Here is a 24181-nt window from a genome sequence, read left to right as displayed (position 1 = left end):
CTGTTCGTGTTCTCGGCGCTCATCAGGCGGACTTCCTGATCTCCAGCAGGTCCGGCACCGGGGCCAGGTCCTCCAGCAACTGCCCGGTGGCGCCGTCGAGTCGGGCCTTCTCCGGCCTGCTCAACTGCTCGACGGGGGTCCAACTGCCGCCGTGGTGCGCCGAGTCGAGCAGCTTCTGCAACCGGGCGACTGCCGCATCGACGGCCGGAAGCAGCGTCGGGGACTCCTTGGTGAGCAACGGCCGCAGTACGGTGAGCAGTTCGCGGGTACCGGCGAGATTGCTGTCGACGGTCGCGAGGTTGGTGCCGCTGCCCTCGTCCGTATCGCCGGTCAGTTCGAACTGCAGGGCGTTCTCCAGGATTTCGTGGGCCCGCAGCGGCAGGTCGCCGGGGTCGAAGTCCTGGGTGGGGAACGCCTTCCGCAGTCCTACGACAGCGGTGGCCAACTGCTGGGCGGGCGCCTTGAGTTCACTCGCCGACTGCCCGTGCCACAGCCCGTACTCGATGCGGTGGAAGCCCGCGAAGTCCTTGTTCGCCACTCCCCCGGCCAGCCCGTCGGCCCGGCCGTTGATCTCCTGGTCGAAGTCCTCGAAGGTTCCGTAGGCGGCGCCGAGGGAGGAGTACGTGCGGTGCGCGGTCAGCCAGTCGGTGCGCGCCTTGGCGAGGTGGTTGCCGGCGATGTCGGCGCTGAGCTGCCGGGTCCGGGTCTCGAGCGTGGCCAAGCCCTGGTCGACGTACGCCTTGTAGGTCGTGAGGGGGACGGCGAGGTCGCTCTCGGAGACGGGGACGACCGCCTTCACCGCGCCGCCCGTGCCGCTGACGTGGACCGTGGCCGAGGTGACGGCCTTCGCGCCGGTGGGCACGCAGCGCCAGGCGTACGAGCCGCCCGCGACGGTGGCGACCAGGTCCCGGGTGGTGCCGGGGGCGAGGCCCTCGACCTCGCCGTAGACCGCGCCGGTGGCCGGGTCGATCAGGTACACCTCGGCGGTCTTGTCACCGGTGTTGTGCATCTGGAAGGTCTGGCGTCCGGTGTCGGGCGCGGTGAAGCCCTTGCCGCACTCCGTCTCGGAGACGGCCACCGTCTGGGAGCTCGCGGGCTTGGGACGGGCAAGGGCGACGACGCACCCGGCCACGACCGCGGGCACGGCGACCACCGCGACGGGCACCACCCAGACGGGTCGGCGGCGCGGGGACGACACGATCTCCGGCGCGGGCGCGGACTCCGGCTCCGGTGTCCTGACCCGCTCACCGCGCACCCCGCGTACGAACAGGGGCAGGACCACGACCAGATAGCCGACGTAGCCCACCACTTGGAGCCAGGTCATCGTGGGCATCAGGTTGAACACGCCCTGGACGAGGGTGCTGTACCAGGAGCCCGCGTCGACGCTGCCGCTGAGGTCGAAGGCGTATGTGGTCAGGCCGGGGAGGACGCCGCCCTCCTGGAGGTCGCGCAGACCGTAGCCGAGGACGCCGGCCGCGATGACGACGAGGACGACGCCGGTGGCGGTGAAGAACTTGGCGAGGTTGATCCGGAGGACCCGGCGGTACAGGCCCCAGCACAGGACCGCCGCGAGGACGAGCCCGATGCCCGCGCCGGTCAGGGGACCGGCGGACTCGCCGGCCGCGCGGGCCGTGGTCCACAGGAACAGGGCCGTCTCCAGGCCCTCGCGGCCCACCGCGAGGAAGGAGGTGAGCATCAGCACGCCCGCGCCCATGCCGAGCGCGCCGGTCACCTTCTCCCTGATCTCGCCGGAGAAGGTGCGGGCCGAGCGGCGCATCCAGAACACCATCGCGGTGACGAACGCGACGGCGATCACGCTGAGGACACCGCCGAAGGCCTCTTGGGCCGTGGCGGAGAGGTTCGCGGCGGTGAAGGTGAGGACCGCGCCGAAGCTCATCGCGAGGGCGATCGCGGCCAGCACGCCCGTCCACACCTGCGGGAGCCGGGACTTGGCGTCGGCTCGGACGAGGGTGGCGACCAGGATCGAGACGATGAGTCCCGCTTCCAGCCCCTCCCGCAGCCCGATCAGAAAACTCGGAAACGCGTCGTCCCACATAGGGCGCGACCCCTCCTGACTTAGTGAAGGCATGCCTTACTTCGCGGACCATCATGACTACATGCATGTAGTCGGTCAGTCATGAATCGGCAACGACCGGGCAAAAGTGCGGAACTTCTCCTGCGCGACGATCGTCTACAGTTGAGTAGACCGTCTACAGATTTGTAGTCAGAGATGGATGTCGTACGAGACATCCGACCGACCGGCGAAGGGGCTCGCGACGATGACCACACCCTTGGACCTGGCGTCCCAGCTCGCCGTCAACGTGCTGGACGCCAAGTCGCTGCTCGCCGCCTTCGGTGTGCTGGGCGTCGGCGTGGTGATGTTCGCCGAGACGGGGCTGCTGATCGGCTTCTTCCTGCCCGGCGACTCCCTGCTGTTCACGGCGGGCCTGCTGTGCACCGGCGGCGCCGACAGAGCGGTCAAGCTGTCGTTGCCGCCCCTGCTGGTGGCCGCGACGGCGGGCGCGCTCGCCGGAGCGCAGTGCGGCTATCTGCTCGGCCGGAAGGCGGGCGGCGCGCTGCTCGCCCGCAGCCGCTCGGCCCGGCTGCACGAAGGAGCCCGGCGCGCCGAGGAGTTGCTGGAGCGGTACGGCTACGCGAAGGCGATCGTGCTGGCCCGCTTCGTGCCCGTGGTGCGGACGGTCCTGAACCCGATGGCGGGCGCTCTCGGGGTGCCCGTGCGGACGTTCACCGTGTGGCAGGTGGCCGGCGGTCTGGTGTGGAGCCTGGGACTGACGCTCGCCGGGTACGCCCTGGGTTCGTCGATCCCGAACGTCGACAAGTACCTGCTGCCCATGGTCGCCCTGATCGTCGTCGTGTCGTTGCTCCCCCTCGCCGCCGAGGTGCGCCGCTCCCGCAGGTCCGCCCGGGCGGCGAAGGCCGGGGAGGCGCACGGATGATCCTCGTCGGGTTCCAGGCGTCGTCCATCGACGGCGAGGAATACACGGATGTGGTCGACTCCGCCCAGCACGCCCCGGGTTGGCTGGACGCCACGGTCTCGGCATGGTCGACGTACGGGCTCGCGGTGTTCGCCGTGCTGATGGTCGTGGGCTGGTGGCGGGCGCGCCGGGTCGGTGCCGAGGCGGCGGTGACGGCGCTGGCCGTGCCGGTGGTCGTGGTCGCCGTGTACGGCATCGACTCGCTGCTCAAGTCGCTGGTCCGGGAGAGCCGACCCTGCCGGACCTTTCGGGTCGCCACGCTGGAGACGTGTCCGGCGCAGGGCGACTGGTCCTTCCCGAGCAACCACGCGACCATCGCCGCCGCGGCGGCCGTCGCCCTGTTCTTCGTCTCGCGCCGACTCGGTGCGGTCGCCGCGGTGGCCGCGCTCGCGATGGCGGTCTCCCGGGTCTGGGTCGGGGTCCACTATCCGCACGACGTGGTGGTGGGCGTGGCGGTCGGCGCGCTGCTGGCGTTCGGCGCGATGACGCTGCTGAAGCGGCGGCCGGACTCCCTGACCCGGCGGATCACGGCCACCCGGCTGCGACCGCTGCTGATGTCGTGAACCGCGAGGACCTCGCCGAACTGGCGGGCAGCGTCGGCCTCGGCGCCTGGACCGCGTTCGGCGTGCTGAGCATGGTGGTGATCGGGCACGAGGGCGCTCCGCTGTTCACGGACGAGGACGTGCTGTCCTGGTCCGTCGCCCACCGCCCGGACATGGCGGTGGCGGTGGCCCGGGGTCTGACCGCGACCGGCACGGGCGTGATCCCGTACGCCCTCGTCGTCCTCGCCGGGCTCCTCACCGGCCGCACCGCACACGGGCGCCTCCTCGCCGCGACCCTGGCCACGGCCTGCCTCGCCTCCGGCCAGGGCCTGCGCTACGGCGTGATGGCCCTGGTCGCGCGCCCCCGCCCGGCGCTGGGCGACTGGGCCGGACATGCCTCCGGCTGGGCCTTCCCCTCCGGCCACACCACCACGGCCGCGCTCACCGCCGGGCTGGTGATCCTCGCGATACGCGTGCGCGCCCCGCACGGGAGAGTCCCGCTCTGTCTGGCCGTCGGTTGCTGGGGCGCGGTGGTCGGGCTGACCCGGTTGTATCTGGGCGTGCACTGGTTCACGGACGTCGTCGGTGGCTGGCTGTTCGCCGTCGGCTGGTTCGGGGTGTGCGTGTGCGCGGCGGCGCGGTGGCTGCCGGCAGGGCTGGTCGCCGACTGGGCGGATCCGGCGGGCGCGGCACAGGAGCGGACCGGCCGGTAGACGTGCTCAAGCGGACAGGACACGGCGGCCGACACCGGACGCCGTGGGCCGTACCGAACGCCGTGGGCGGTACCGGCCGCGCAGGCCGAGGCCCTCGGTCCGGTCTCCGTCGGCGCTGTAGTCGTGATCCGTCCGCCCGTGGCACAACTCGGCGCGGCCGTACGTCTCTTGGAACCGGGGGCGAGCCGGTGCCGGTGCCGGTACCTGAAGGGACGCGTCCGCCGTTGCCGCGTCCCCCGTGCCGTCCGGTGTCTGGATCTCCAGCTCGAACCAGACCTCCTTGCCGTCGTCCACCAGGCGGCTGCCCCAGCGGTGGGCGAGTGCGTCGACCAGGAACAGACCGCGGCCGTTCTCGCTGTCGGGGTCGACGTCGAGGTGGGCGTCGCTCTCGGCCTGCCGGTGCGGGGGCCGGGGCAAGTGACGCCGCTCGTCGGCCACTTCGCACCGCAGGGTGCCGACATCCAGGGACAGGGTGAGCCGGTAGCGGCCGCCCGCGTGCACGACGGCGTTGGTGGCGAGTTCGCTGACCAGCAGTTCGGCGATGTCCACCAGGTCCTGGAGGCCGTACTCGGACAGCCGTTTGCGGACGAGTTCCCTCGCCCGGCGGACCGAGGACTTTCCCGGGCCCAGGATCGAGGTGCACCCCTCGCCCACGGTCGGCAGCCCGCGTGGACGGTCGTTCGGCATGGTCGATTCCCTTCGGCCCCTGGGGCGTTCGGCTCGTGCGCTGCGGTGCGGTGCGAGCCGGGTCCGCGGGCAGACCCGGCCTTGTATCCACCATGCGTCCGCCGTGCCCTTCGAGGCGCGGGGGGAACTACCCGTATCCGTGGGCGGGTTCGTCAACCTGTCGTGACGAGAGCCGTCTCCATCCGGATGGTCCAGCCCTCCCGCTCCTGGTCGCCGGACCGCATGTCCACGAACTCGCAGACCTGGCGGGTGTGCCACAGCCCGTCCTCCGGCCGCACTTCGGCACCCGGTGGCCGGAAGCCGAGGAACGGATCGGTGATCCGGCCGCGTGGGGTACGCAGTTCGCAGATGATCCGCTGCCGGGTCGACCACAGCCGCAGGTGTGCGCGGTCGCAGCCCTGGGAGGCCGCGTAGCGCGTGGCGCCGGACACGGCCTGCCCGAAGCGGGCCGCCTCGTCGGGGGCCATGCCGCGGACCCGTGCCTGGTCCGCCGCGAACCGGTGACCGGCGGTCAGGTCCCCGTCCAGGCCGACCCCGACCGCGTCCGGCGGCGGTGCGGGCAGTGGGCCGAGGCCCCGGGTCGCGTACACCGCGGGCGCCGTGAAGAGCGGGCTGGGCCGGACGCCGTGCCGGTCGAGTTCGGTCGGGTGCGTGTGCCGGGCTGCGTCGACGACGTCGGGTGGCGCGGTACGGGTGTCGTAGAGGCACATCAGGTCGGGCGGGGCGCCGGTGAAGAGTTCGGTGGCCAAGGCCTCGTACCGCTTCCACTCGGGGATCTGGCGCGGTGAGCGGTCCTCCCAGACCGGCTCGCCCGTCATATGGAGGCGGCCCTCGGGGCTCGCGTGCGTGACGTAGTAGTCGAGGGCGGTGGCCATGCTGGTGGCGGGGCTGCCGTGGTACCACCACACGGAGTCGCGGAAGTCGACCCGGTTGGCATTCGGGCCCAACGCGCCGCGCAGCAGGTCGAGTTTGCGCGCGGTGGTGATGACCACCGGGTCCGGTTCGTCCTCGGCGTCGATGCCCTCCCTGAGGAACGGCACCACCACCGCCAGGAACTCCTCGTCGGACGAGTGGATGCCGGCGTGGTGCTTGACGGCTGGAACGCGTGTGGTGGGTGGGGTGAGTTCTCCGTGCTCCATCGCTCTGCCTTCCTTTCGCTTCGCTCGGTTCACGTCCGTACGGCGTCAGGGGCGCACGGCCCTACGTGCCTCGGCCCAGACGGCGACCTGACTGCGCGAGGTGAAGCCCAACTTGCTGAGGATGCGCTCCACATGGCCCTCCGCCGTCCGCAGCGCAACGACCAGCCGGTCGGCGATCTGCTGGTTGGTGAGCCCCTCCGCGATCAGCTCGGCGACCTCCGTCTCACGACGGGTGAGCGGGCTGTCGAACACCGGCCGGGCCGCGGACTCCCGCTCGCCCAGCGCGTACGCCACCGCCTGGTCCGAGGTGAGGACGAGACCCTCGCGGTAGGCGCTCTTGAACGCGTCGCCCAGCAGCGCGCGGGCGCCTTCCTCGGCCTCGGTGCGGACCGGGCCGTGGGACGGGGTGCGGTCCAGGGCGACATGGGCGTCCTGCCAGATCCGTGCGGCGGCGCCCAGCAGTACGGCGGCGGGGCGGCCCTCGCCGTCGCGGGCGTGGACCGCGGCGAGCAGTTCCAGCGTCATGCCGATGCCGAACACGTCACCGACCGCCCGCTTGAGCCGTAGGCACTGCCGGGCGTGGATCCTGGCCGCCGTCCGGTCGCCCTTGGCCCCTTCGGCGAAGGCGAGGATGCGCAGGAGGTAGGAGTGGATCCACTGTTCGCCGTGGGCGAGACAGATCTGCCGGAAGTCCTCGCACAGGGCCATGGCGCGGTCGAACTCGCCCTGGATCGCGAGGACATGGGCCAGCTCCACGTACTTGAAGCCGACCAGGCTCATGGACTCGCCCTCGCGCGGCGGCCGGGAGAGCGCCTCCTCGTACACGGCCCGGGCGCGGTCGTAGTCGCCGCTGATCAGGCGGGCGCCGCCCCGGCCGAAGTAGGTGTGCGCCACCTCGGCCTCGGCGCCCAGTCGCAGGGCCAGTGCACGGGCCTCCTCGACGAGGGGCGCGGCCCTGACCGCGTTGCCCTGGCTCAGCAGCATCAGGGCCTGGACCCACAGGCCTCGGGCCCGTTCGACGGTCGGCTCGGGGGCGGCGGCGAGCAGGCGCTCCAGCCAGTACCGGCCCTCCACCAGCGCGCCGGTCGCGAACCAGAAGAACCACAGATGCCCGGCCAGCTTCAGCCCGGCCCGCAGCTCCCCCGGTGTGGTCAGGCAGAACTCGAACACCGAGCGGATCAGGTCCGACTCCGTGTGCAGCCGGCGGACCAACTCCGGCTGGTCGGGGCCGAACCAGCGCCGCTCGCACTCCTCGACGAAGTCCAGGCACCAGTCCCGCACCAGGCGCCGGGCCGCCTCCTCCGCGCCGGCGCCGTCCTCGCGGAGCCGGTCGAGGCCGTACTGCCGGATCGACTCCAGCATCCGGTACCGGGCATGGACGGCGTCGCCTTCGCGGACCAGCAGCGACTTGTCGACCAGACCGGCCACGGCGTCCACCATCGCGTCACGGTCGAGGCCGGGTCCGGCGCAGACCTCCTCGGCGGCGCCCAGGTCGAAGGTCCCGGCGAAGACGGAGGCGCGGGCCCACACCGTCTGTTCCTCGGGGGTGCACAGGTCGTGGCTCCAGTCGACGGCCGCGCGCAGGGTGCGGTGCCGGAGCAGGGTGTCGCCGTTGTCTGCGGTGTCCGTCAGCAACCGGTAGCGCCGGTCGAGGCGTTCGAGCAACTGCTGCACACCGAGGGCGCGCATCCGTACCGCAGCCAGTTCGATCGCGAGCGGCAGCCCGTCCAGCCGCCGGCACAGGGCGGCCACCGCGTCCTGGTTGGCCTCGGTGAGGGAGAACCCGGGCAGTACGGCGGCGGCCCGATCGGCGAACAGGGCCAGTGCCGGGTACTCCAGCGCGGGCTTGGGAGGTAGTGGCTCGCCCGGTGTGGGAGTCGCCAACGGCTGTACTTCCAGGACGTGTTGGGCGGGCACGTCCAGCGGATGTCTGCTGGTGGCCAGCACACGCACGCCGACGGTCTCCGCGAGCAGCGTCCCGACGAGCCGCGCGCACGCGTCCGCGAAGTGTTCGCAGTTGTCCAGGACCAGGAGCATTTCCCGCTCCTGGAGCTGGTCGACGAGGACCCGCTCGGGCGAACGCCCGGACACGTCACGGATGGTGAGCGCCTCGATCAGCGCGAGCGGCACCAGTGAGGCGTCCCGCACACCGGCCAGCTGGACAAGGTGCACCCCGTCGGGGAACGCCCGCGCCAGCCGGGGCACGGCGTGCAGAGCGAGCCTGGTCTTGCCGACCCCGGCCGTCCCGGTGAGACTCACCAGCCGGTGGGCGGCCAACAGACGCTTGACCTCGGCGGTCTCCTGACGCCGGCCGACGAAGCTCGACGTCCTGACGGGTTGGCCGGTGTTCTGCCCTGTCACGGATACCTGCACAATCGGTCCCGCCTCCGAAAGTGGACTTCAAGAACCCTATGGGCGGGACATGGGCGAAGCGTCCGCAGTCCGACATTGCCAGGGGACGACACGTGAAGCCACTTTCCTGACCGACTGTGCACGGAGTCCGTCGCATGACGATCACCAGTGGATCAGCCGTGCAACGGCAGCACTCAGCCGACGCTCAACCGGACGAGAACGGCGGTGTCGGCGCGCGGCAGGGTCACCGTCAACCGCCCCTCGGCCGCGTCCCATTGGACGCCCGCGTCCGCGGTCCCCGGATACAGCACCGTGGCGTGCGCGGGCACACCACGCAGATGCGGCACCGCGAGGGCGCGGCCGGTGTCGTCCGACCCCCGCCTCCAGACCGTCACGTACGTGGCCTCCGTGCCCCGCAGCCCCTGGGCGATCCACTCGTCCTCCCAGCCGGGCAGCCCCAGCGGCCAGAACGGATGCGCGGCGCCGATCTCCGTCCGGACGTCCTTGTAGACGGAGACCGCCGAGCGGACGAGGTCGAACTGCTCGTCGTTCATGAGGTTGAGGAAGCCGGAGAGGTGGACCCGGCCCAGCAGCGGGGCGGTGAGGGTGAAGGCGATCGCGTCGAGGCTCTGGTCCGGCTGGGGGTAGGCCCAGATCGCGGCCTGTTCGGGGGTCACCGCGCTGCCGGACGCGGCGGCGATGGGCGGGTAGCGCAGGGGGTCCTGCTGGTCGCTGGTGGACTGGAGCTGGGCCACGGCCAGTTGGGCGTAGTCCATGCGCAGGCCGCCCGATCCGCAGTTCTCCAGGACGAGTCCGGGATGGCGGTCGAGGAGTCCGGCCATCCAGTCGAGGTGGGCACGGTGGTGCCCGAGCAGTCCGGCGCCCGCGCTCTCGGTCCCGTTCTCGGTTCCCGGGCCGATGTTGATGTTGTAGTCGAGCTTCAGATAGCCGACGCCCCAGTCGCCGACCAGCCGGTCCACGACCTCGTCGAGGTGGGCACGGGCGGCCGGGTGGCGCAGGTCCAGATGGTGCCGTCCGTGTTCGGTGACGCGCAGACCGCCGCGCCGGAAGAACGCCTCGGGCGGCAGGGTGTGCGCCAACGGGCTGCGTACGCCCACGACTTCGGGCTCCAGCCAGAGGCCCGGGGTCATGCCGTGCTTGGTGATGGCGTCCAGGACTTCCTGTATGCCGTCCGGGAAACGGTTGGGCGCGGCCTCCCACGCGCCGACGGAGTCCCACCAGCCCTGGGCGTCGTCGTCGTACCAGCCGGCGTCGATCACGAACACCTCGGCACCGGCACCCGCCGCCGCCTCGATGAGGGGCAGGAGCCGTTCGGTGGTGGGGTCGCCCATCAGGGTGTTCATGTAGTCGTTGTAGATCACCGGGAGCGCGCGACGGTCGGGGTGGTCACGGCGGATGCCACGGCGGTAGTCCGTGAGGGTCCCGAAGGCGGCGTCCAGACCGCCGGTCTCCGCGCGGACGAGAACGGCCGGGACGGTGTGGAACTCCTCGCCGGGGGCGAGGAGTTGGTGCCACTGGTGGTGGGCGTCGTCGGGGCCGAACAGGGCGACGTAGGCCGCGCCTTCGCGTTCGCCGGTCTCGAAGCGCCAGCCGGCGCTGGACTCGATCTGCCAGAGCCAGGCGTTGCCGTCCCGGTCGGTGAGCGCGCCGAGCGGGAGATGCCGGCCGGTGGACCAACTCCCCTGCGAGTAGCGCTCGAAGCAGCCGCGCCCCTCGTGCCCGTGCGCGAACCGGCTCAACGGGACGATCCGGTCGCGGAGTTCGGCCTGTCGCCAACGGCACTCGGCGAGCCAGTCGTTGTCCGCCCAGTGCAGGGTCAGCCCGTCGAGGCCGTCCTCGGTGACGGCGGAGGAGATCCCGCCGAGGGTCAGGGTCGTCACACTCTCCAACCGGACCGGCTCGACGCCCTCGTTGACCAGCCGTACTCGTGAGCGCAGGAAGGTCGCGCCGACACCCGCCTCCAGGGTGACCTCGGCGGCCAGCCCCGTCGCCGGGTCCGCCAAACGGATCGTCGTACGCTCCACGTCCCCGTCCCGCACGGTCTCGTGGTCGCGGTAGGTCATCCGCTCGCCGATGGCCGTCTCGATGAAACGCTCCCCCGACCACATGCGCCCGTGCCCGGTGGCGGTGACCTCGACGAGAGGCACCAGACGGGCCCAGTCCTGGTCGGGCGCGCCCAGCCGGACCCCTCCGGCGGCATCGACGACGGCGTGCAGCCCGAGCGCCGGATGCGACCAGATACGGGACCTCTCGACTGTTGCTACGACACTGGTCAACGCAATTTTCCCTTCTGGGGCAGTTCGGTCCTGCGGCTCTCGTACAGGCGCTGAGCTGGGCCTTCTCGCTCGACGGGAGGGAACTCGCCACTCCGGTCGGTGTGTTCGAAAGGTAAATCCCCAGTTACGGTCTCTTGACGCCCACGTTGTGACCGCTCACAATCCTCGCATGGATGTGACCGGTCACACAAGCTCCGGCGGCCACGGCGACCCCCCTCAGGGGCCGCAGAAAGCCGCCAGTATCCGCGACGTAGCGGCCGCGGCAGGCGTCTCCTACCAGACCGTCTCGCGGGTCATCAACGGCCACCCGAACGTCAAGGAGGAGACCCGAAAGCGGGTCGACGCCGCGATCCAGACCCTGGGCTTCCGGCGCAACGCCACCGCGTTCGCCCTGGCCAGCGGGGTCACCCGATCGGTCACGGTCATCACCTCGAACACCGTCCTCTACGGCTATGCGGCCACCCTGCAAGGCCTGGAGGAGGCGTCCCGCGCCGCCGGATACGCGCTCGGCGTGCGGGTCGTGACCCCCGAGGACGATCTGGACCGTACGATCGCCGCCGCCGCGGACACCGGTGGCGGCGTGGTGGTCATCGGCTTCGACGCGATCGGTGCCGCGGCCCTGGACCGCGTACCGGCGCATGTGCCGTGCGCGGCGCTGGTCGAGGCGCCACGGCCGGGCCGCACACCGAGTCGGCCCGCTGTGTGGGCCGACGACCGCGAGGCGGCCCGGGCCGCCACCGAGCACCTGTTGTCGCTCGGGCACGAGACCGTCCACTACGTGGCGATCCCCGCCTCGACCGGAACCCGGCGCCTGGCGGGCCCCCGCGCCGAGGGCTGGCGCCAGGCGCTGGAAGCCGCCGGTGTCACCCCTCCCCCGACCTCCGGCAAGGGCTGGGACGCCCAGGCCGGATACGAGGCCGGGAAGAAGCTCGCCCGCAAGCCGGACGTCACCGCGATCCTGTGCGGCAACGACGACCTGGCCCTGGGTGTGCTACGGGCCCTGCATCACTCGGGCCGGCGGGTACCGGAGGACGTCAGCGTCATCGGCTTCGACGACGCCCCGCACTCCGCTTTCGTCACCCCGTCCCTCAGCACCGTCCGCATGGACTTCCACGGGCTGGGCCGCGCCGCGTTCGGGTTGCTGCGCGCCCAACTCGACACCGATCAGCAGGAATCCGCGCCGGTACCGGCCGAACCCACCCTCATTCTCCGGGAGAGCTCGGGGTCACGGGACGCGTGAGCCGGACCGGACGTCCGCCATCGCTCCGACCGTCACGTCCGCCGCACTCGCCGTGTCCGCCGGCCGCCCTCCCCGCAGCCGTCGCACATCTTCACAGCACCGCCCTGCCTTCCTCCCATCCGCGTACGAACAAGGATCCGCCATGAGAAGAGCCGTCTCCGTCGTTGTCACCGCCTGTGTCCTCGGACTGACCGCCACCGCGTGCAGTGACAGCACCGGTGGCACCACGGCCGCCGCACCCGAGGGCTCCGTCAACCCGACCGCCTCCCTCAAGGGCGTCAAGCTCACGATGTGGGTCGCCCAGAACAGCGTCTCGGAGCCCAAGCAGGCCATCGAGGCGTTCGAGAAGGCCACCGGCGCCAAGGTCACCACCGAGGTGATACCCGACCCCTACGAGTCGAACGTCCCGACCAAGCTCGCCTCGGGCGTCAAGCCGGACCTGATGTTCTGGCAGCCCACGGGCAGCACCCTGCCGTTCGTGCAGCCCTCGAAAAACCTGCTGACGCTCGACAACGAGGACTGGGTCTCCAAGCTCGGCACCACCGAGAAGTCCCTCGGCCAGGTCGACGGCCACCGCTACGCGGCCATCGTCACCAGCCCGGCCTCCCTGGGCGTCTACTACAACAAGGACGTCTTCAAGAAGGCGGGCATCACCACGATGCCCACCAGCTACGACGATCTCCTCGCAACCGCCGCAAAGATCAAGTCCAAGACGGGTGTCGCGCCCTTCTTCGAGGTGGGCGGCGACAAGTGGCCGCTGCAGTGGCAGGTCCAGCTGCAGATGACCGACCTGCCGCAGAGCTTCTGGGACAAGCTCAACAAGAACGAGGCCAAGTGGACCGACCCGGTGATCGTGAACGCGATCAAGAAGTACAAGACCAAGGTCCTGGACGGCGGGCTGGCGCAGAAGAACTACAAGACGGCGACCTTCGTCGACCAGGGCAAGGCGATCCTGGACGGCAGCGCCGCGATGGCGGTCAACGTCACCTCACTGCAGAGCGAGATCCAGGCGACCTCCAGCACCTCGGAGATGGACCAGAAGCTGGGCTGGTTCCCCATCTCCAACAGCTCCGCCAAGGCTCTGTACTCTCCCGACCAGACCAACGGCGTCGTCGCCTTCAACACCGGTGACGCCAAGCGTCAGAACGCCGCCCGGCAGTTCCTGTCCTTCTGGCTCGGCAAGGACTACCCGGCCTACATCAAGGCCAACAACATCGTCTCGGTGGAGCCGTCCGTGCCCAACCCCGCCGGTCTCCCGCAGACCGCCATCGCCCAGGCCGAGTCCCTCGCCACCGCGACCGGCGTGTTCCAGGTCAAGGCCCTGACCGCGCCCGACATGCACCTCGCCCTCGCCGACATGATCTACGGCAAGAAGACCCCGGAGCAGGTCGCCCAGGCCGCCGAGGACCAGTTCACCCAGGTCCTCAAGGCGCGCGGCGTCTCCGGTTTCTGACCGGCGCCCTTCGCCAGCCCGTCCCCGGGCCGCCCGTCGGCGGCCCGCCCGGGACCCCAACCGGAGGTAAGAAAGTGGTGGACACCGCCACGATGGACGCCATCGACGCCACGCGCGCGAAGGACCGAGCCCAGGACGTCGGCCAGGAACGGACGTCCCGTCGCACCCGCTCGCGCAGCAAGGCCAACCAGCCGTGGTGGTTCGCCCTGCCCGCGCTCGCCGTGTTCGGCGTGTTCTTCCTGCTGCCGAACCTGCTGAACTTCGTCTACCCGTTCACCGACTGGTCGGCGTTCCACTCGCAGATCGGCTTCGTGGGACTGTCGAACTTCAGCACCATCCTGCACGACGGGTCGATGGCCCGAGACATCCGCATCACCCTTGAGTACGCCGTCCTCGTGGCCGTCTTCCAGAACGGCTTCGGACTCGCCCTGGCCCTGCTGCTGGAGCGCGACACCCGCTTCAACCGCTTCTTCCGCGCGGTCTTCTTCCTCCCGGTACTGATCTCCGCGCTCGCCGTCGGCTACATCTTCCGCGCCCTGCTCGCCCAGGACGGCGCGCTCAACAGCGTGCTGTCCTCGCTCGCGGGACACCACGTCGACACCCCCTGGCTCGGCTCGACCACCTGGACGCTGGTCGTGGTGACCCTCATCCACGGCTGGAAGTGGATGGGCCTGGCCATGCTGATCTACCTGGCGGGCCTGAAGAGCATGCCGGGTGACGTCCTGGAGGCGGCCCGGATCGACGGGGCCGGCTGGTGGCGCACCTTCTGGTCGGTCAGGTTCCCGCTGCTCGCGCCCGCCGTCACCTTCAACGTGACGACCGCGCTGATCGGCTCCATGAACACCTTCGACATCGTGCAGGCGACCACCGGCGGCGGTCCCGGCAGCGAGACCGAGGTCTTCAACATCTACATGTTCCGCATCTTCGGCCAGGGCCTGTACGCGCAGGCGTCCGCGATGAGCCTGGTGCTCTTCCTCATCGTCGTCGTCCTCGCCGTGCCCGTCATCGTCGGCCTGCGCCGCAGGGAGAACAACCAGTGACCACCGTGACCGCGTACGCCCCCGCGCGCCGGCGCCCACTGCGCTGGGTCCAGCCGCTCGTCGTCCTGATCGTCGCCGGCGTCACCATCGGCATCCCGCTCTGGCTGGTGGCGGTCACCTCCTTCAAACCGCAGGCCGAGGCGATCAAGCCCAACCTCTCCCTGCCCCACCACGTCCAGGCGGCCGCGAACTACAAGCAGAGCTTCGACGAGGGCAAGATCGTCCAGGGCCTGGTCAACAGCCTCCTGGTCGTCGCCCCGTCCGTCGTCCTCGTGCTGCTCCTCGGAGCGGGCGCCGCCTGGGTGTTCGCCCGCCGCAAGGGCCGCCTGGTCAACACCCTGTACGCGCTGAGCATCAGCGGACTGCTGCTCCCGCCGGCCGTGATCACCATCGTCATGGAACTGCGCCAACTCGGCCTGGCCGGCACCCGACCCGGCATGATCGGCGTCTACGCCGGGATGTACCTCTCCACGTCGATCTTCTTCATGACCGGGTTCATCCGCGCCCTCCCCGAGGAGTTGGAGGAGGCCGCCCGCATGGACGGCGCGGGCCCGGTCCGGGTCTTCTTCCGCATCATCCTGCCGCTCCTGCGCCCGGTCATCGCCACCGCCACGATCATGGTGATGCTCTATGCCTGGAGCGACATCTTCTACGCCTTCTTCGTCCTCGGCGGCGGCGACAAGGCCACCCTCCCGCTCAACCTCTACCAGGTCGCCAACGCCCAGCTGTACCTCAACAACTGGCACCTGATCTTCGCCTACGTCGTGATGATGAGCCTCCCCATGGTTCTCGTCTTCGTCATAGCGCAGCGGCGCATCGTCTCCGGCATCACGAGCGGCGCCGTCAAGTAGCCCCGGGGTCCGGCCTGTTGAGCCGCCCCGGTAAACCCGCGAAGTACCCCGACAGCCTCCCGCAACGCCGCGGGAGGAGGAGGACAGCCATGCCTCGAACAGCCCGCAGACCCCGCTCCGTCCGTGCCCTCATGGGTTCGACGGTGGTGACCGCCGCCCTCCTGGGCACGGCGCTCGCCGTCCCCGCCGCGCAGGCGGCCACCCCGCAGCTGACCGTCGACCTCGGCACCACCACCGGCGCGGTCATGCACGGAGCCAACGGCGCCCTGTACGGCCTCAGCGACGACGGCGTGCCGGGCGACAACATCGTCACGCCCCTGCACATGACGTCCATCGCACAGAAGGCACCCGACGGCGCCCAGCACCCCAACGGTGACGCGCTGGTCGTCCAGCCGGAGTTCGCCCGCGGTGGCGGCGGCGACAACCTCATCTACATGCAGGACATCTACGCCTCGTGGCCGTACGAGAACCTCGGCCTGAGCGACTACCTGTCCAAGGTCACCACGATGGTCACCAAGGTCGCGGCCCGCTCCGACGCGAGCACGTTCGTGTGGGTGCCGTTCAACGAGCCGGACGGCAACTGGTACACCGGGCTTGGCAGTTCGACCACGTCCACCTACCAGAGCGCGCTCGCGAGCTTCGAGAGCGACTGGACGACGGTCTACAACAAGATCCGCTCGATCATCCCGAACGCGCGCATCGCCGGCCCGAACGAGACGCACTACGACGCCCGTCTGATGGGCGACTTCTATCCGTGGGCCAAGGCCAACAACGTCCTTCCGGACATGACCACTTGGCACGAGCTGGACCCCACCTCGCTGTCCAACTTCGAGGGCAACCTCGCCGCGTACCGCACCATCGAGACCAACGCCGGCATCAGCCCGCGCCCGGTCAACATCAACGAGTACGGCGACCGCCGCGACCTCTCGGTGCCGGGCCAGATGGTCCAGTGGATGTCGATGTTCGAGCGGAACAAGGTCTACGCCGACCAGGCGTACTGGGACATCGCGGGGAACCTGGACGGCAACGTCAGCCAGACCAACATCCCCAACGGCGACTGGTGGCTGCTGCGTTGGTACGCGGGCCTGACCGGCCAGACCGCCAAGGTCACCCCGCCGCAGGCCAACGTCATCGACACGCTCCAGGGCATCGCGTCCCTCGACACCGGCCGCAAGCAGGCCCAGGTCCTCCTCGGCGGCGGCACCTCCGGCTCGGCGAACACGGTGGTCCAGCACATACCGTCGTCGTTCGGCAGCACGGTCAACGTCTCGGTGGAGCGCACCGCTTGGAGCGGCTACGAGGGCGCAGGCCCCGCGCCGACCGTGCTGGCCCGCAGCACCTACACGGTCGCCTCGGACGGCAGCATCACCGTCCCGCTGACCAACCTCGACCCGATGTCGGCCTACCGCATCGTCGTCAACCCGGCCGGCACCGGCACGCCCACCGCCGCGAGCACCCCGTGGTCGGCGTCGTACGAGGCCGAGAACGCGACCATCACCGACGGCACCGTCTACACCCAGGGCAGCGTCACCAACGCCTACGGGTACGCCACTTCGGGCACCAAGGACGTCGGCAGCCTGAACCAGTCGGACAGCAAGGTCGCCTTCACCGTCACCGCCCCGACCACGGGCACGTACAAGCTGAACGTCTTCTACGGCAACCAGTCCGGCGGCCCGGCGACCCAGACCCTGACGGTCGACGGCGGTTCGGCGCAGACGATCTCCTACTCGCCGACGCTGAACTGGACCTACCGCTCCACGGCCAGTGCCTCCGTGTCCCTGACGGCGGGCACGCACACGATCGCCCTGGCCAAGGGCACCAACGAGGTCACGCTCGACAAGATCGACCTCACCGCGGCCTCCAACGCCGACACTTCGTACCCGGCCACCTACGCGGACATCACCGGCTCGCCTACCTACACCTACACGGCCTCCGGTACGACGGGAGCGGGCGCCCTGGCGCTGACCTCGGGCACCTCGGCCGCCTTCGACGTGTACGCGCCAACCGACGGCTACTACACCGTGCACACCGACTACTCCTCCAACGGGTCCGGCACCCTCACCCTGGACGGCGCCACCGCCGTCACACTGGCCTCCACGAGTGGCACGCTCACCGACAAGAGCTCGCGGCTGTACCTGTCGGCGGGCAACAACCGCATCAAGGCGGCGACTTCGGGCTCGACCACGCTGACCGTGCGCGACCTGCGCGTGTCCGCGAGCGCCGACACCACGGGCGTCTCCGCGTACGAGGCCGAGAGCGCGACCCTCGCGGGAACCGCCGTCGCCACCTCGGACACCTGGGCGTCCGGCGGCAAGTACGTCGGCTACATCGGCAACGGCTCGGCCAACACCCTCACCTTCCAGGTGAGCGCCGCCAGTGCCGGGCGGTACGTCATGAACGTCCGCTACGCCAACAACCAGGTCTCCGGCTCCGGGAACTACAACACCAACGTCGTCTCCCGGGCGGCCCAGATCTCCGTCAACGGCGGCACCGCGCAGACCGTCATGTTCCGCAACAACTACAGCTGGTCCACCTACTGGGACCTCCCCGTCCCGGTCACCCTGAGCGCCGGCACCAACACGATCAGCTTCGCCAACGCGAGCGCCTACGCGCCGAACATCGACCGGATCACCGTCGCGCCGGTCTCCGGCTGACCTCAACTTCCTTCGGGGTCCGGCCAATTCAGCCGGACCCCGAAGGAAGTCCCCGTTTCGTCGATTTTTTCACTACACTCCCATTCATCATTTCGAACATTGGTCGAAATCTCGAACAAAGGAGGGTCCGGCGGTGACCACCGAGCACCTCGATCACACCCATCCCGACACCTACGTCATCGGAGTCGACTACGGCACGCTGTCCGGACGGGCCGTGGTGGTCCGCGTCCGCGACGGCGAGGAACTGGCCACCGCCGAGCACCCGTACACCCACGCCGTTCTCGACCGGGCCCTCCCCGACGGCACCCCGCTGCCGCCCGACTGGGCGCTCCAGGTCCCCTCCGACTACATCGACGTGCTGCGCGTCGCCGTACCCGAGGCACTGGCCCGCTCCGGTGTGCGACCGGACCAAGTCGTGGGCATCGGCACGGACTTCACCGCCTGTACGGTCCTGCCGGTCCTCGCCGACGGCACGCCCCTGTGCGAACTGCCCGACTTCACCGGCCGCCCGCACGCCTACGTCAAACTGTGGCGCCACCACGCCGCGCAGGCCCAGGCCGACCGCATCACCGAACTGGCCGACGCCCGCAAGGAGCCCTGGCTCAAGCGCTACGGCGGGAAGATCTCCTCGGAGTGGGAGTTCGCCAAGGCCCTCCAACTGCTCGAGGAGGACCCGGAACTCTACGAGGTGACCGAGCGCTGGATCGAGGCCGCCGACTGGATCGTCTGGCGGCTGTCCGGCAGCTACGTCCGCAACGCGTGCACCGCCGGGTACAAGGGCCAGCTCCAGGACGGCAATTACCCCTCCGCCGAATATCTGGCCGCGCTCAACCCCGCGTTCGCCGGTTTCGTGATCGACAAGCTGGACCAGCCGATCGGCCAACTCGGCGACCGTGCCGGTGGGTTGACCGCCGAGGCGGCGGCCTGGACGGGCCTGCCCGAGGGCATCGCGGTGTGCGTCGGGAACGTCGACGCCCATGTGACCGCCCCCGCGGCCACCGCCGTCGAACCCGGCCGGATGGTCGCCATCATGGGCACCTCCACCTGCCATGTCATGAGCAGCGACCAGTGGGCCGAAGTGCCGGGCATGTGCGGGGTCGTCGACGGCGGCATCCTGCCGGGACTGTGGGGCTACGAGGCCGGACAGAGCGGCGTCGGCGACATCTTCGGCTGGTTCGTGCGCACCGCCTTCCCGGCGTCGTACGCCGAGGAGGCCGCCGCGCTCGGCCGTGACCCGCACGAGCACCTCACCGCGCTGGCGGCCGAACAGCGGGTGGGCGAGCACGGGTTGATCGCGCTGGACTGGCAGAGCGGCAACCGCAGCGTGCTCGTCGACCACGACCTCAGCGGTGTCGTGGTGGGCCTGACCCTCTCGACCCGCCCCGAGGACGTCTACCGCGCGCTGCTGGAGGCCACCGCCTTCGGCACCCGCACCATCATCGAGGCGTTCGAGAACTCGGGCGTGCCGGTCCGTGAACTCATCATCGCGGGCGGCCTGATGAAGAACCCGCTGCTGATGCAGATCTACGCCGACGTCACCCGCCTCCCCCTCGGTGTCATCGACTCGGCGCAGGGTCCCGCGCTCGGTGCGGCGATGCACGCGGCGGTCGCGGCCGGTGCCCACCCCGACATCCGGGCCGCCGCCGACGCCATGGCCAAGGCCCGCCCCGCCGTCTACCGGCCGGACCCCGAGCGGGCCGCCGCCTACGACCGGCTCTACGCCGAATACCGCCTCCTGCACGACTACTTCGGCCGCGGCGCCAACGAGGTCATGCACCGGCTGCGCCACCTCCGCGCCGAGGCCTCCGCCTGACCGACACCCCCTGCTCGGTGCTCAACTCCCTTTGGAAGGAACCCTCATGGACGCCAACGCCACGCCCTACCCCGACCAGGAGATCTGGTTTCTCACCGGCAGCCAGGGCCTGTACGGCGACGACATCCTGCACCAGGTCGCCGAACAGTCCCGGAGCATCGCCGAGATCCTCGGCGACCCCGGGAAGATCCCGGTCAAGATCGTGTGGAAGCCGGTGCTCACCGACGCCGACGCGATCCGCCGGCTGTGCCAGGAGGCCAGCGCCTCCGACACCTGCGTGGGCGTGATCGTGTGGATGCACACCTTCTCGCCGGCCAAGATGTGGATCGCCGGACTCAGCGCCCTGGACCGGCCGTTGCTGCACCTGCACACCCAGTACAACCTGTCGCTGCCCTGGCCCAGCATCGACATGGACTTCATGAACCTCAACCAAGCCGCCCACGGCGACCGGGAGTTCGGGCACATCGAGTCCCGGCTCGGCATCGACCGCAAGATAGTCGCCGGTCACGCCACCGACCCCCGGGTCGTCAAGCGCGTCGCCGCCTGGGCACGGGCGGCCGTCGGCCGACACGCCTCCCGCACACTGAGGCTGGCCCGCTTCGGCGACAACATGCGCGACGTCGCCGTCACCGAGGGCGACAAGGTCGAGGCCCAACTCCGGTTCGGCTACTCGGTGAACACCTACGCCGTCAACGACCTGGTGACCGTCGTCGACCAGGTCGAGGACAAGGACGCCGCGCAACTGGCCCTCGAATACGTCGAGTTGTACGACGTCGTCCCGGCCCTGCGCCCCGGCGGCATCCGCCACGACTCCCTCGTCTACGCGGCCCGCCAGGAGATCGGCCTGCGCGCCTTCCTCACCGAGGGCGGCTTCACCGCGTTCACCACCAACTTCGAAGACCTGGGCGGGCTGCGCCAGTTGCCCGGTCTCGCCGTCCAGCGCCTGATGGCCGACGGCTACGGCTTCGGCGGCGAGGGCGACTGGAAGACCTCCGCGCTGCTGCGCACGATGAAGGTCATGGGCACCGGCAAGCCGGGCGGCACCTCCTTCATGGAGGACTACACCTACCACCTCGGCCCCGGCACCCCGCGCATCCTCGGCGCCCACATGCTGGAGGTCTGCCCCTCCATCGCCGGCGACCGCCCCAGCTGCGAGATCCACCCCCTGTCCATCGGCGGCCGTGAGGACCCGGTCCGCCTCGTCTTCAACGCGGCCCCCGGCCCCGCCGTCGTCGTCGGCCTCTCCGACCTCGGCGACCGTTTCCGGCTGACCGCCAACACCGTCGACGTGGTCACCCCCAGCGAGCCGCTGCGCCGGCTGCCGGTGGCCCGCGCCGTGTGGAAGCCGCGCCCCTCGCTCGCCGAGTCCGCCGAGAGCTGGCTGCTCGCGGGCGCCCCGCACCACACCGTGCTCAGCTCGGCCGTCGACACCGAGACCCTCACGGACTACGCCTCGATGACGGGCGTGGAGCTGCTGACCATCGACGAGACCACCAGCACCGCGCAGTTCACCAAGGAGATCCGCTGGAACGCCGCCTACCACCGGCTCGCCCAGGCCCTGTGACCCCCGTGATCCCGATCGATCCGCAAGGAGAGCACCGATGACCGCGCGAGTCCGTGACGGCCTGCGGCAAGAGGTACTGGACGCCAACCTGACCATCCCCCAGGTCGGCCTGGCGACGCTGACCTGGGGCAATGTGAGCGGCGTCGACCGTGAGGCCGGCGTGTTCGTCATCAAGCCCTCGGGCGTCCCCTACGAGGATCTCGCCCTCGACCACCTGGTCACCGTCCGCCTGTCCGACGGCAAGGTGGTCGACGGCGACCTGCGCCCCTCCACCGACACCGAGACCCACCGCTGCCTCTACCTGGCGTTCCCGTCCATAGGCGGCGTCACCCACACCCACTCCACCCACGCCGTCGCCTTCGCCCAGGCCCGCCGCGACATACCGGTCCTGGGCACCACCCACGCCGACACCTTCAACGGACCCGTCCCGTGCACCCCGGACCTCACCGCCGACCAGTGCGCGAGGGACTACGAGTACAACACCGGCAAGGTCATCGTCGACCTGCTGGAGAGCGACGACCGCAGGGCCACCGAGGTCCCGGCCGCGCTCGTCGCCAACCACGGCCCCTTCACCTGGGGGGCCACCGCCCGCAAGTCCCTGGAACACGCCATCATCTGCGAGGCCGTGGCGGACATGGCCATCAACACCCTGGCCCTGTCCCCGACAGGGCCGCCGCCCCCGCACCTGCTGGCCCGCCACTACACCCGCAAACACGGCCCCGACGCCTACTACGGCAACCCCGCCCCGGCCGTGTGACCGGCACCGCGATCACCCGGACCACGTCGTCGGCTACGGCGCGACGGTCGGCCCGTCCGGGTGGTCGCGGCGTTGTGCGACCATCTCGCGGCTGAGGGCCTCGGTCTCCGACTCCGGGAGCCGTTCGAAGCCGTCCTCGGTGATGACCGAAACTATGGGGAAGATACGGCGGTTGAGGTCCGGGCCGCCGGTGGCCGAGTCGTCGTCGGCCGCGTCGTACAGGGCCTGGAGCGCGGCCAGGGCCGCGTCGCGCCTGGACATGCCCTGCTGGAACAGCTTCTTGAGGGCACTCCTGGCGTATGGGGAGCCGGAGCCCTCGGCGTGGAAGTCCGACTTCTCGTAGGTGCCGCCCACGACGTCGAAGGTGAAGATACGGCCCCGGGCGCCCTCGGGGGCCGCGGGGTCGTAGCCGACAAGCAGCGGTACGACGGCGAGGCCCTGCATGGCCTGGTCGAGGTTCTGCCGGATCAGGCCGGCGAGGCGGGTGGCCTTCGCGTTGAGGGTCATCGGGATGCCCTCGATCTTCTCGAAGTGCGTCAGCTCGACCTGGTACAGCTTCACCATGTCCACGGCGAGCCCGACCGTGCCGGCGAAGGCGACGGCGGTGTAGTCGTCCGCGGGGTGCACCTTCTCCAGGTCGCGCTGTGCGATGACGTTGCCCATCGTGGCCCTGCGGTCACCGGCGATCAGCACGCCGTCGCGGTAGGAGAGGGCCAACACCGTGGTGCCGTGCGGGAATTGGTCGGCTCCGGCGCGGACGCCCGCCGGGAAGGGACGGCGGGTGGGCAGCAGCGCGGGCCGGTGTGCCGTCAGGAACTCGGTGAAGGACGAACTCCCGGGAGTGAAGAACTCGTCATCCAGTCGGCCACCCGTCTCGTGCTCCGCCATGCCACTCCCCTTGGTCCGCGTACCGATGTCGGACTCCTACCTGAACCGCCCGCGGGAGAAACACAGTTGAGGTCAGAGCGCCTTGCGCCGCACCAGTACCCCGAGCACCAACAGGCCGGGGATCAGCGGCAACCACATCGTGAGCAGCCGGTAGCCGAGGACGACCGAGGCGGCGGCCGACGCCGTGGTTCCCGACTCGGTGAGTGCGAAGACCAGGGCCGCGTCGAGGGAACCGATACCGCCCGGCGTGGGCAGCAGGGCGGCGGCGCTGCTGGCGGCGAGGTACAGCAGCGCCACCCGGACCGGGGACAAGGGCAGTTCGACGGCCTGGGTGACACAGATCAGCACGAGGGAGTTCAGCGCGGCGAAGGCGAGCGAACCGCCCCACAGGGCAACTGCCCGGTGCGGCAAGGTGTGTACGGCCCTGATGTCGGTCAGCACCGTGCCGAGGCCCCGCCGACACCGGGGCCACAGCGGGCAGTTGAGCAGCACGGTGACCAGCACGACGACCGCGAGGACGGCAGCCACCACGCCCGGGGAGACGTGCGGGACGCGCAGCACCCCCGGGCAGACGGCGGCGAGAACGCCGATCAGCACGATCCGGACGACCACACCGGCGGTGGCCTTGACGGCGAGAGCGCTGGCCGAGCGGCCGACCGGCAGCCCGCAGCGCATCAGGAAGCGCAGGTTGACGGCGCCGGCGCCGAGCCCGGCGGGCAGCACATGGTTGGCGGCCGACGCGGCGAGCTGCGCGGCCACCAGCCGTCCACCGGGCAGCCGTTGAGCCACCGCGCCCTGCTGGGCGAGCGCCGAGCACACCCACGTACCGAGCGCGGCCGTCCCCGCCACCAGCAACCACCCCTGATCGGCGACGGCGAGCCGGCCGGCCCCACTGGCGAGCACGGGCCAGTGCCGCCGGACCAGACACACCACGGCCACCAGGACGACGACGGTCAGCGCGGTCTGCCAGTAGGCACGTCGGCGGGCAGTGGTGGTCGTCGGGGTGGCGACGGGCGGTGCCGTCATGCGCCGCCGTCCCTCTCCGCCCTCGGGGAGACCCGCAGCTCCAGCGTGCCGTAGCGGTGGGCGGGCCAGTCGTGGGCGTAGGCGGGTGGGGGGCTGCCGGTCGGGGTGAGGTCGGCGACGGGCATGCGGTGGGCCGTGCGGTCGAGGGTCGTGCGGGTGGTGTTGGCGT

18 protein-coding genes are annotated in these 24181 nt (G+C 70.6%); 11 read left to right on the top strand and 7 right to left on the bottom strand.

What is annotated here, in order from left to right; translation table 11 throughout:
* Positions 1 to 22 precede the first annotated feature (22 nt).
* The gene (gene efeU, locus JHN63_RS07950; protein WP_200678310.1) at positions 23 to 2056 is read right to left on the bottom strand and encodes an iron uptake transporter permease EfeU; all 2034 of its coding nucleotides are present in this window, start codon (positions 2054 to 2056) and stop codon (positions 23 to 25) included.
* A gap of 223 nt (positions 2057 to 2279) precedes the next feature.
* On the opposite strand from efeU, the gene JHN63_RS07945 reads away from it, so the two are divergent.
* The 3 genes from JHN63_RS07945 to JHN63_RS07935 are packed head-to-tail and all read left to right on the top strand — an operon-like array spanning position 2280 to position 4251.
* Positions 2280 to 2957, top strand: coding sequence for a DedA family protein (locus tag JHN63_RS07945; RefSeq protein WP_200678309.1), 678 nt, complete (start codon positions 2280 to 2282; stop codon positions 2955 to 2957).
* Entirely contained in the window at positions 2954 to 3559 is a 606-nt protein-coding gene (locus JHN63_RS07940; protein ID WP_200678308.1) for a phosphatase PAP2 family protein, read from the top strand. The genes JHN63_RS07945 and JHN63_RS07940 overlap by 4 nt, the downstream gene beginning before the upstream one ends.
* Entirely contained in the window at positions 3556 to 4251 is a 696-nt protein-coding gene (locus tag JHN63_RS07935) for a phosphatase PAP2 family protein (RefSeq protein ID WP_200678306.1), read from the top strand. The genes JHN63_RS07940 and JHN63_RS07935 overlap by 4 nt, the downstream gene beginning before the upstream one ends.
* 6 nt (positions 4252 to 4257) lie before the next feature.
* Here the strand turns inward: JHN63_RS07935 and JHN63_RS07930 are convergent, their stop codons facing one another.
* From JHN63_RS07930 to JHN63_RS07915, 4 genes are all read right to left on the bottom strand, one after another.
* Positions 4258 to 4938: an ATP-binding protein gene (locus JHN63_RS07930; RefSeq protein ID WP_200678304.1), complete on the bottom strand. Its 681-nt coding sequence runs from the start codon at positions 4936 to 4938 to the stop codon at positions 4258 to 4260.
* 152 nt (positions 4939 to 5090) lie between these two features.
* Positions 5091 to 6077: an MEDS domain-containing protein gene (locus JHN63_RS07925; protein WP_200678302.1), complete on the bottom strand. Its 987-nt coding sequence runs from the start codon at positions 6075 to 6077 to the stop codon at positions 5091 to 5093.
* A gap of 45 nt (positions 6078 to 6122) precedes the next feature.
* The gene (locus JHN63_RS07920; protein ID WP_307781844.1) at positions 6123 to 8438 is read right to left on the bottom strand and encodes a LuxR C-terminal-related transcriptional regulator; all 2316 of its coding nucleotides are present in this window, start codon (positions 8436 to 8438) and stop codon (positions 6123 to 6125) included.
* Between the two features lie 185 nt (positions 8439 to 8623).
* A complete protein-coding gene (locus JHN63_RS07915; protein WP_200678298.1) occupies positions 8624 to 10726 on the bottom strand; it encodes a glycoside hydrolase family 36 protein in 2103 nt (700 codons plus the stop codon).
* 169 nt (positions 10727 to 10895) lie between these two features.
* On the opposite strand from JHN63_RS07915, the gene JHN63_RS07910 reads away from it, so the two are divergent.
* The 8 genes from JHN63_RS07910 (at position 10896) to araD (ending at position 22098) form a co-directional block, all read left to right on the top strand.
* The gene (locus tag JHN63_RS07910; RefSeq protein WP_234476281.1) at positions 10896 to 11966 is read left to right on the top strand and encodes a LacI family DNA-binding transcriptional regulator; all 1071 of its coding nucleotides are present in this window, start codon (positions 10896 to 10898) and stop codon (positions 11964 to 11966) included.
* 142 nt (positions 11967 to 12108) lie between these two features.
* A complete protein-coding gene (locus JHN63_RS07905) occupies positions 12109 to 13419 on the top strand; it encodes an ABC transporter substrate-binding protein (protein ID WP_200678294.1) in 1311 nt (436 codons plus the stop codon).
* Positions 13420 to 13493: 74 nt separating this feature from the next.
* Positions 13494 to 14459 carry a carbohydrate ABC transporter permease gene (locus tag JHN63_RS07900; protein WP_200678292.1) on the top strand — a complete coding sequence of 322 codons (966 nt, stop codon included), beginning with the start codon at positions 13494 to 13496 and terminating at the stop codon, positions 14457 to 14459.
* A complete protein-coding gene (locus tag JHN63_RS07895; protein WP_200678290.1) occupies positions 14456 to 15310 on the top strand; it encodes a carbohydrate ABC transporter permease in 855 nt (284 codons plus the stop codon). The genes JHN63_RS07900 and JHN63_RS07895 overlap by 4 nt, the downstream gene beginning before the upstream one ends.
* 89 nt (positions 15311 to 15399) lie before the next feature.
* Entirely contained in the window at positions 15400 to 17964 is a 2565-nt protein-coding gene (locus JHN63_RS07890) for a CBM35 domain-containing protein (protein WP_234476280.1), read from the top strand.
* A gap of 133 nt (positions 17965 to 18097) precedes the next feature.
* Positions 18098 to 19777 carry a ribulokinase gene (gene araB / locus JHN63_RS07885; RefSeq protein ID WP_200678288.1) on the top strand — a complete coding sequence of 560 codons (1680 nt, stop codon included), beginning with the start codon at positions 18098 to 18100 and terminating at the stop codon, positions 19775 to 19777.
* Between the two features lie 46 nt (positions 19778 to 19823).
* Positions 19824 to 21341: an L-arabinose isomerase gene (gene araA / locus JHN63_RS07880; protein WP_200678286.1), complete on the top strand. Its 1518-nt coding sequence runs from the start codon at positions 19824 to 19826 to the stop codon at positions 21339 to 21341.
* 37 nt (positions 21342 to 21378) lie between these two features.
* Positions 21379 to 22098, top strand: coding sequence for an L-ribulose-5-phosphate 4-epimerase AraD (gene araD, locus JHN63_RS07875; RefSeq protein WP_200678284.1), 720 nt, complete (start codon positions 21379 to 21381; stop codon positions 22096 to 22098).
* A 33-nt stretch (positions 22099 to 22131) separates the two neighbouring features.
* On the opposite strand, the gene prcB is transcribed toward araD, so the two are convergent.
* Together prcB and JHN63_RS07865 are read right to left on the bottom strand one after the other, a co-directional pair.
* Positions 22132 to 22986, bottom strand: a complete 855-nt coding sequence (gene prcB, locus JHN63_RS07870; protein ID WP_200678281.1) for a proteasome subunit beta — start codon at positions 22984 to 22986, stop codon at positions 22132 to 22134.
* 72 nt (positions 22987 to 23058) lie between these two features.
* Positions 23059 to 24012 carry a YbhN family protein gene (locus JHN63_RS07865; RefSeq protein WP_200678280.1) on the bottom strand — a complete coding sequence of 318 codons (954 nt, stop codon included), beginning with the start codon at positions 24010 to 24012 and terminating at the stop codon, positions 23059 to 23061.
* Positions 24013 to 24181: the final 169 nt, after the last annotated feature.

The sequence above is a fragment of the Streptomyces sp. MBT65 genome (genome assembly GCF_016612545.1).
Taxonomy (GTDB): Bacteria; Actinomycetota; Actinomycetes; order Streptomycetales; family Streptomycetaceae; genus Streptomyces.
This window is presented reverse-complemented; position numbering and strand designations above follow the sequence as displayed.

Bases quoted from the DNA above. Each gene is read 5' to 3' on its own strand.
- JHN63_RS07945 (WP_200678309.1), top strand. From the start codon at position 2,280: ATGACCACACCCTTGGACCTGGCGTCCCAGCTCGCCGTCAACGTGCTG.
- JHN63_RS07940 (WP_200678308.1), top strand. From the start codon at position 2,954: ATGATCCTCGTCGGGTTCCAGGCGTCGTCCATCGACGGCGAGGAATAC.
- JHN63_RS07890 (WP_234476280.1), top strand. From the start codon at position 15,400: ATGCCTCGAACAGCCCGCAGACCCCGCTCCGTCCGTGCCCTCATGGGT.
- JHN63_RS07930 (WP_200678304.1), bottom strand. From the start codon at position 4,938: ATGCCGAACGACCGTCCACGCGGGCTGCCGACCGTGGGCGAGGGGTGC.
- araD (WP_200678284.1), top strand. From the start codon at position 21,379: ATGACCGCGCGAGTCCGTGACGGCCTGCGGCAAGAGGTACTGGACGCC.
- JHN63_RS07905 (WP_200678294.1), top strand. From the start codon at position 12,109: ATGAGAAGAGCCGTCTCCGTCGTTGTCACCGCCTGTGTCCTCGGACTG.
- JHN63_RS07865 (WP_200678280.1), bottom strand. From the start codon at position 24,012: ATGACGGCACCGCCCGTCGCCACCCCGACGACCACCACTGCCCGCCGA.
- araA (WP_200678286.1), top strand. From the start codon at position 19,824: ATGGACGCCAACGCCACGCCCTACCCCGACCAGGAGATCTGGTTTCTC.
- JHN63_RS07910 (WP_234476281.1), top strand. From the start codon at position 10,896: ATGGATGTGACCGGTCACACAAGCTCCGGCGGCCACGGCGACCCCCCT.
- efeU (WP_200678310.1), bottom strand. From the start codon at position 2,056: ATGTGGGACGACGCGTTTCCGAGTTTTCTGATCGGGCTGCGGGAGGGG.
- prcB (WP_200678281.1), bottom strand. From the start codon at position 22,986: ATGGCGGAGCACGAGACGGGTGGCCGACTGGATGACGAGTTCTTCACT.
- JHN63_RS07925 (WP_200678302.1), bottom strand. From the start codon at position 6,077: ATGGAGCACGGAGAACTCACCCCACCCACCACACGCGTTCCAGCCGTC.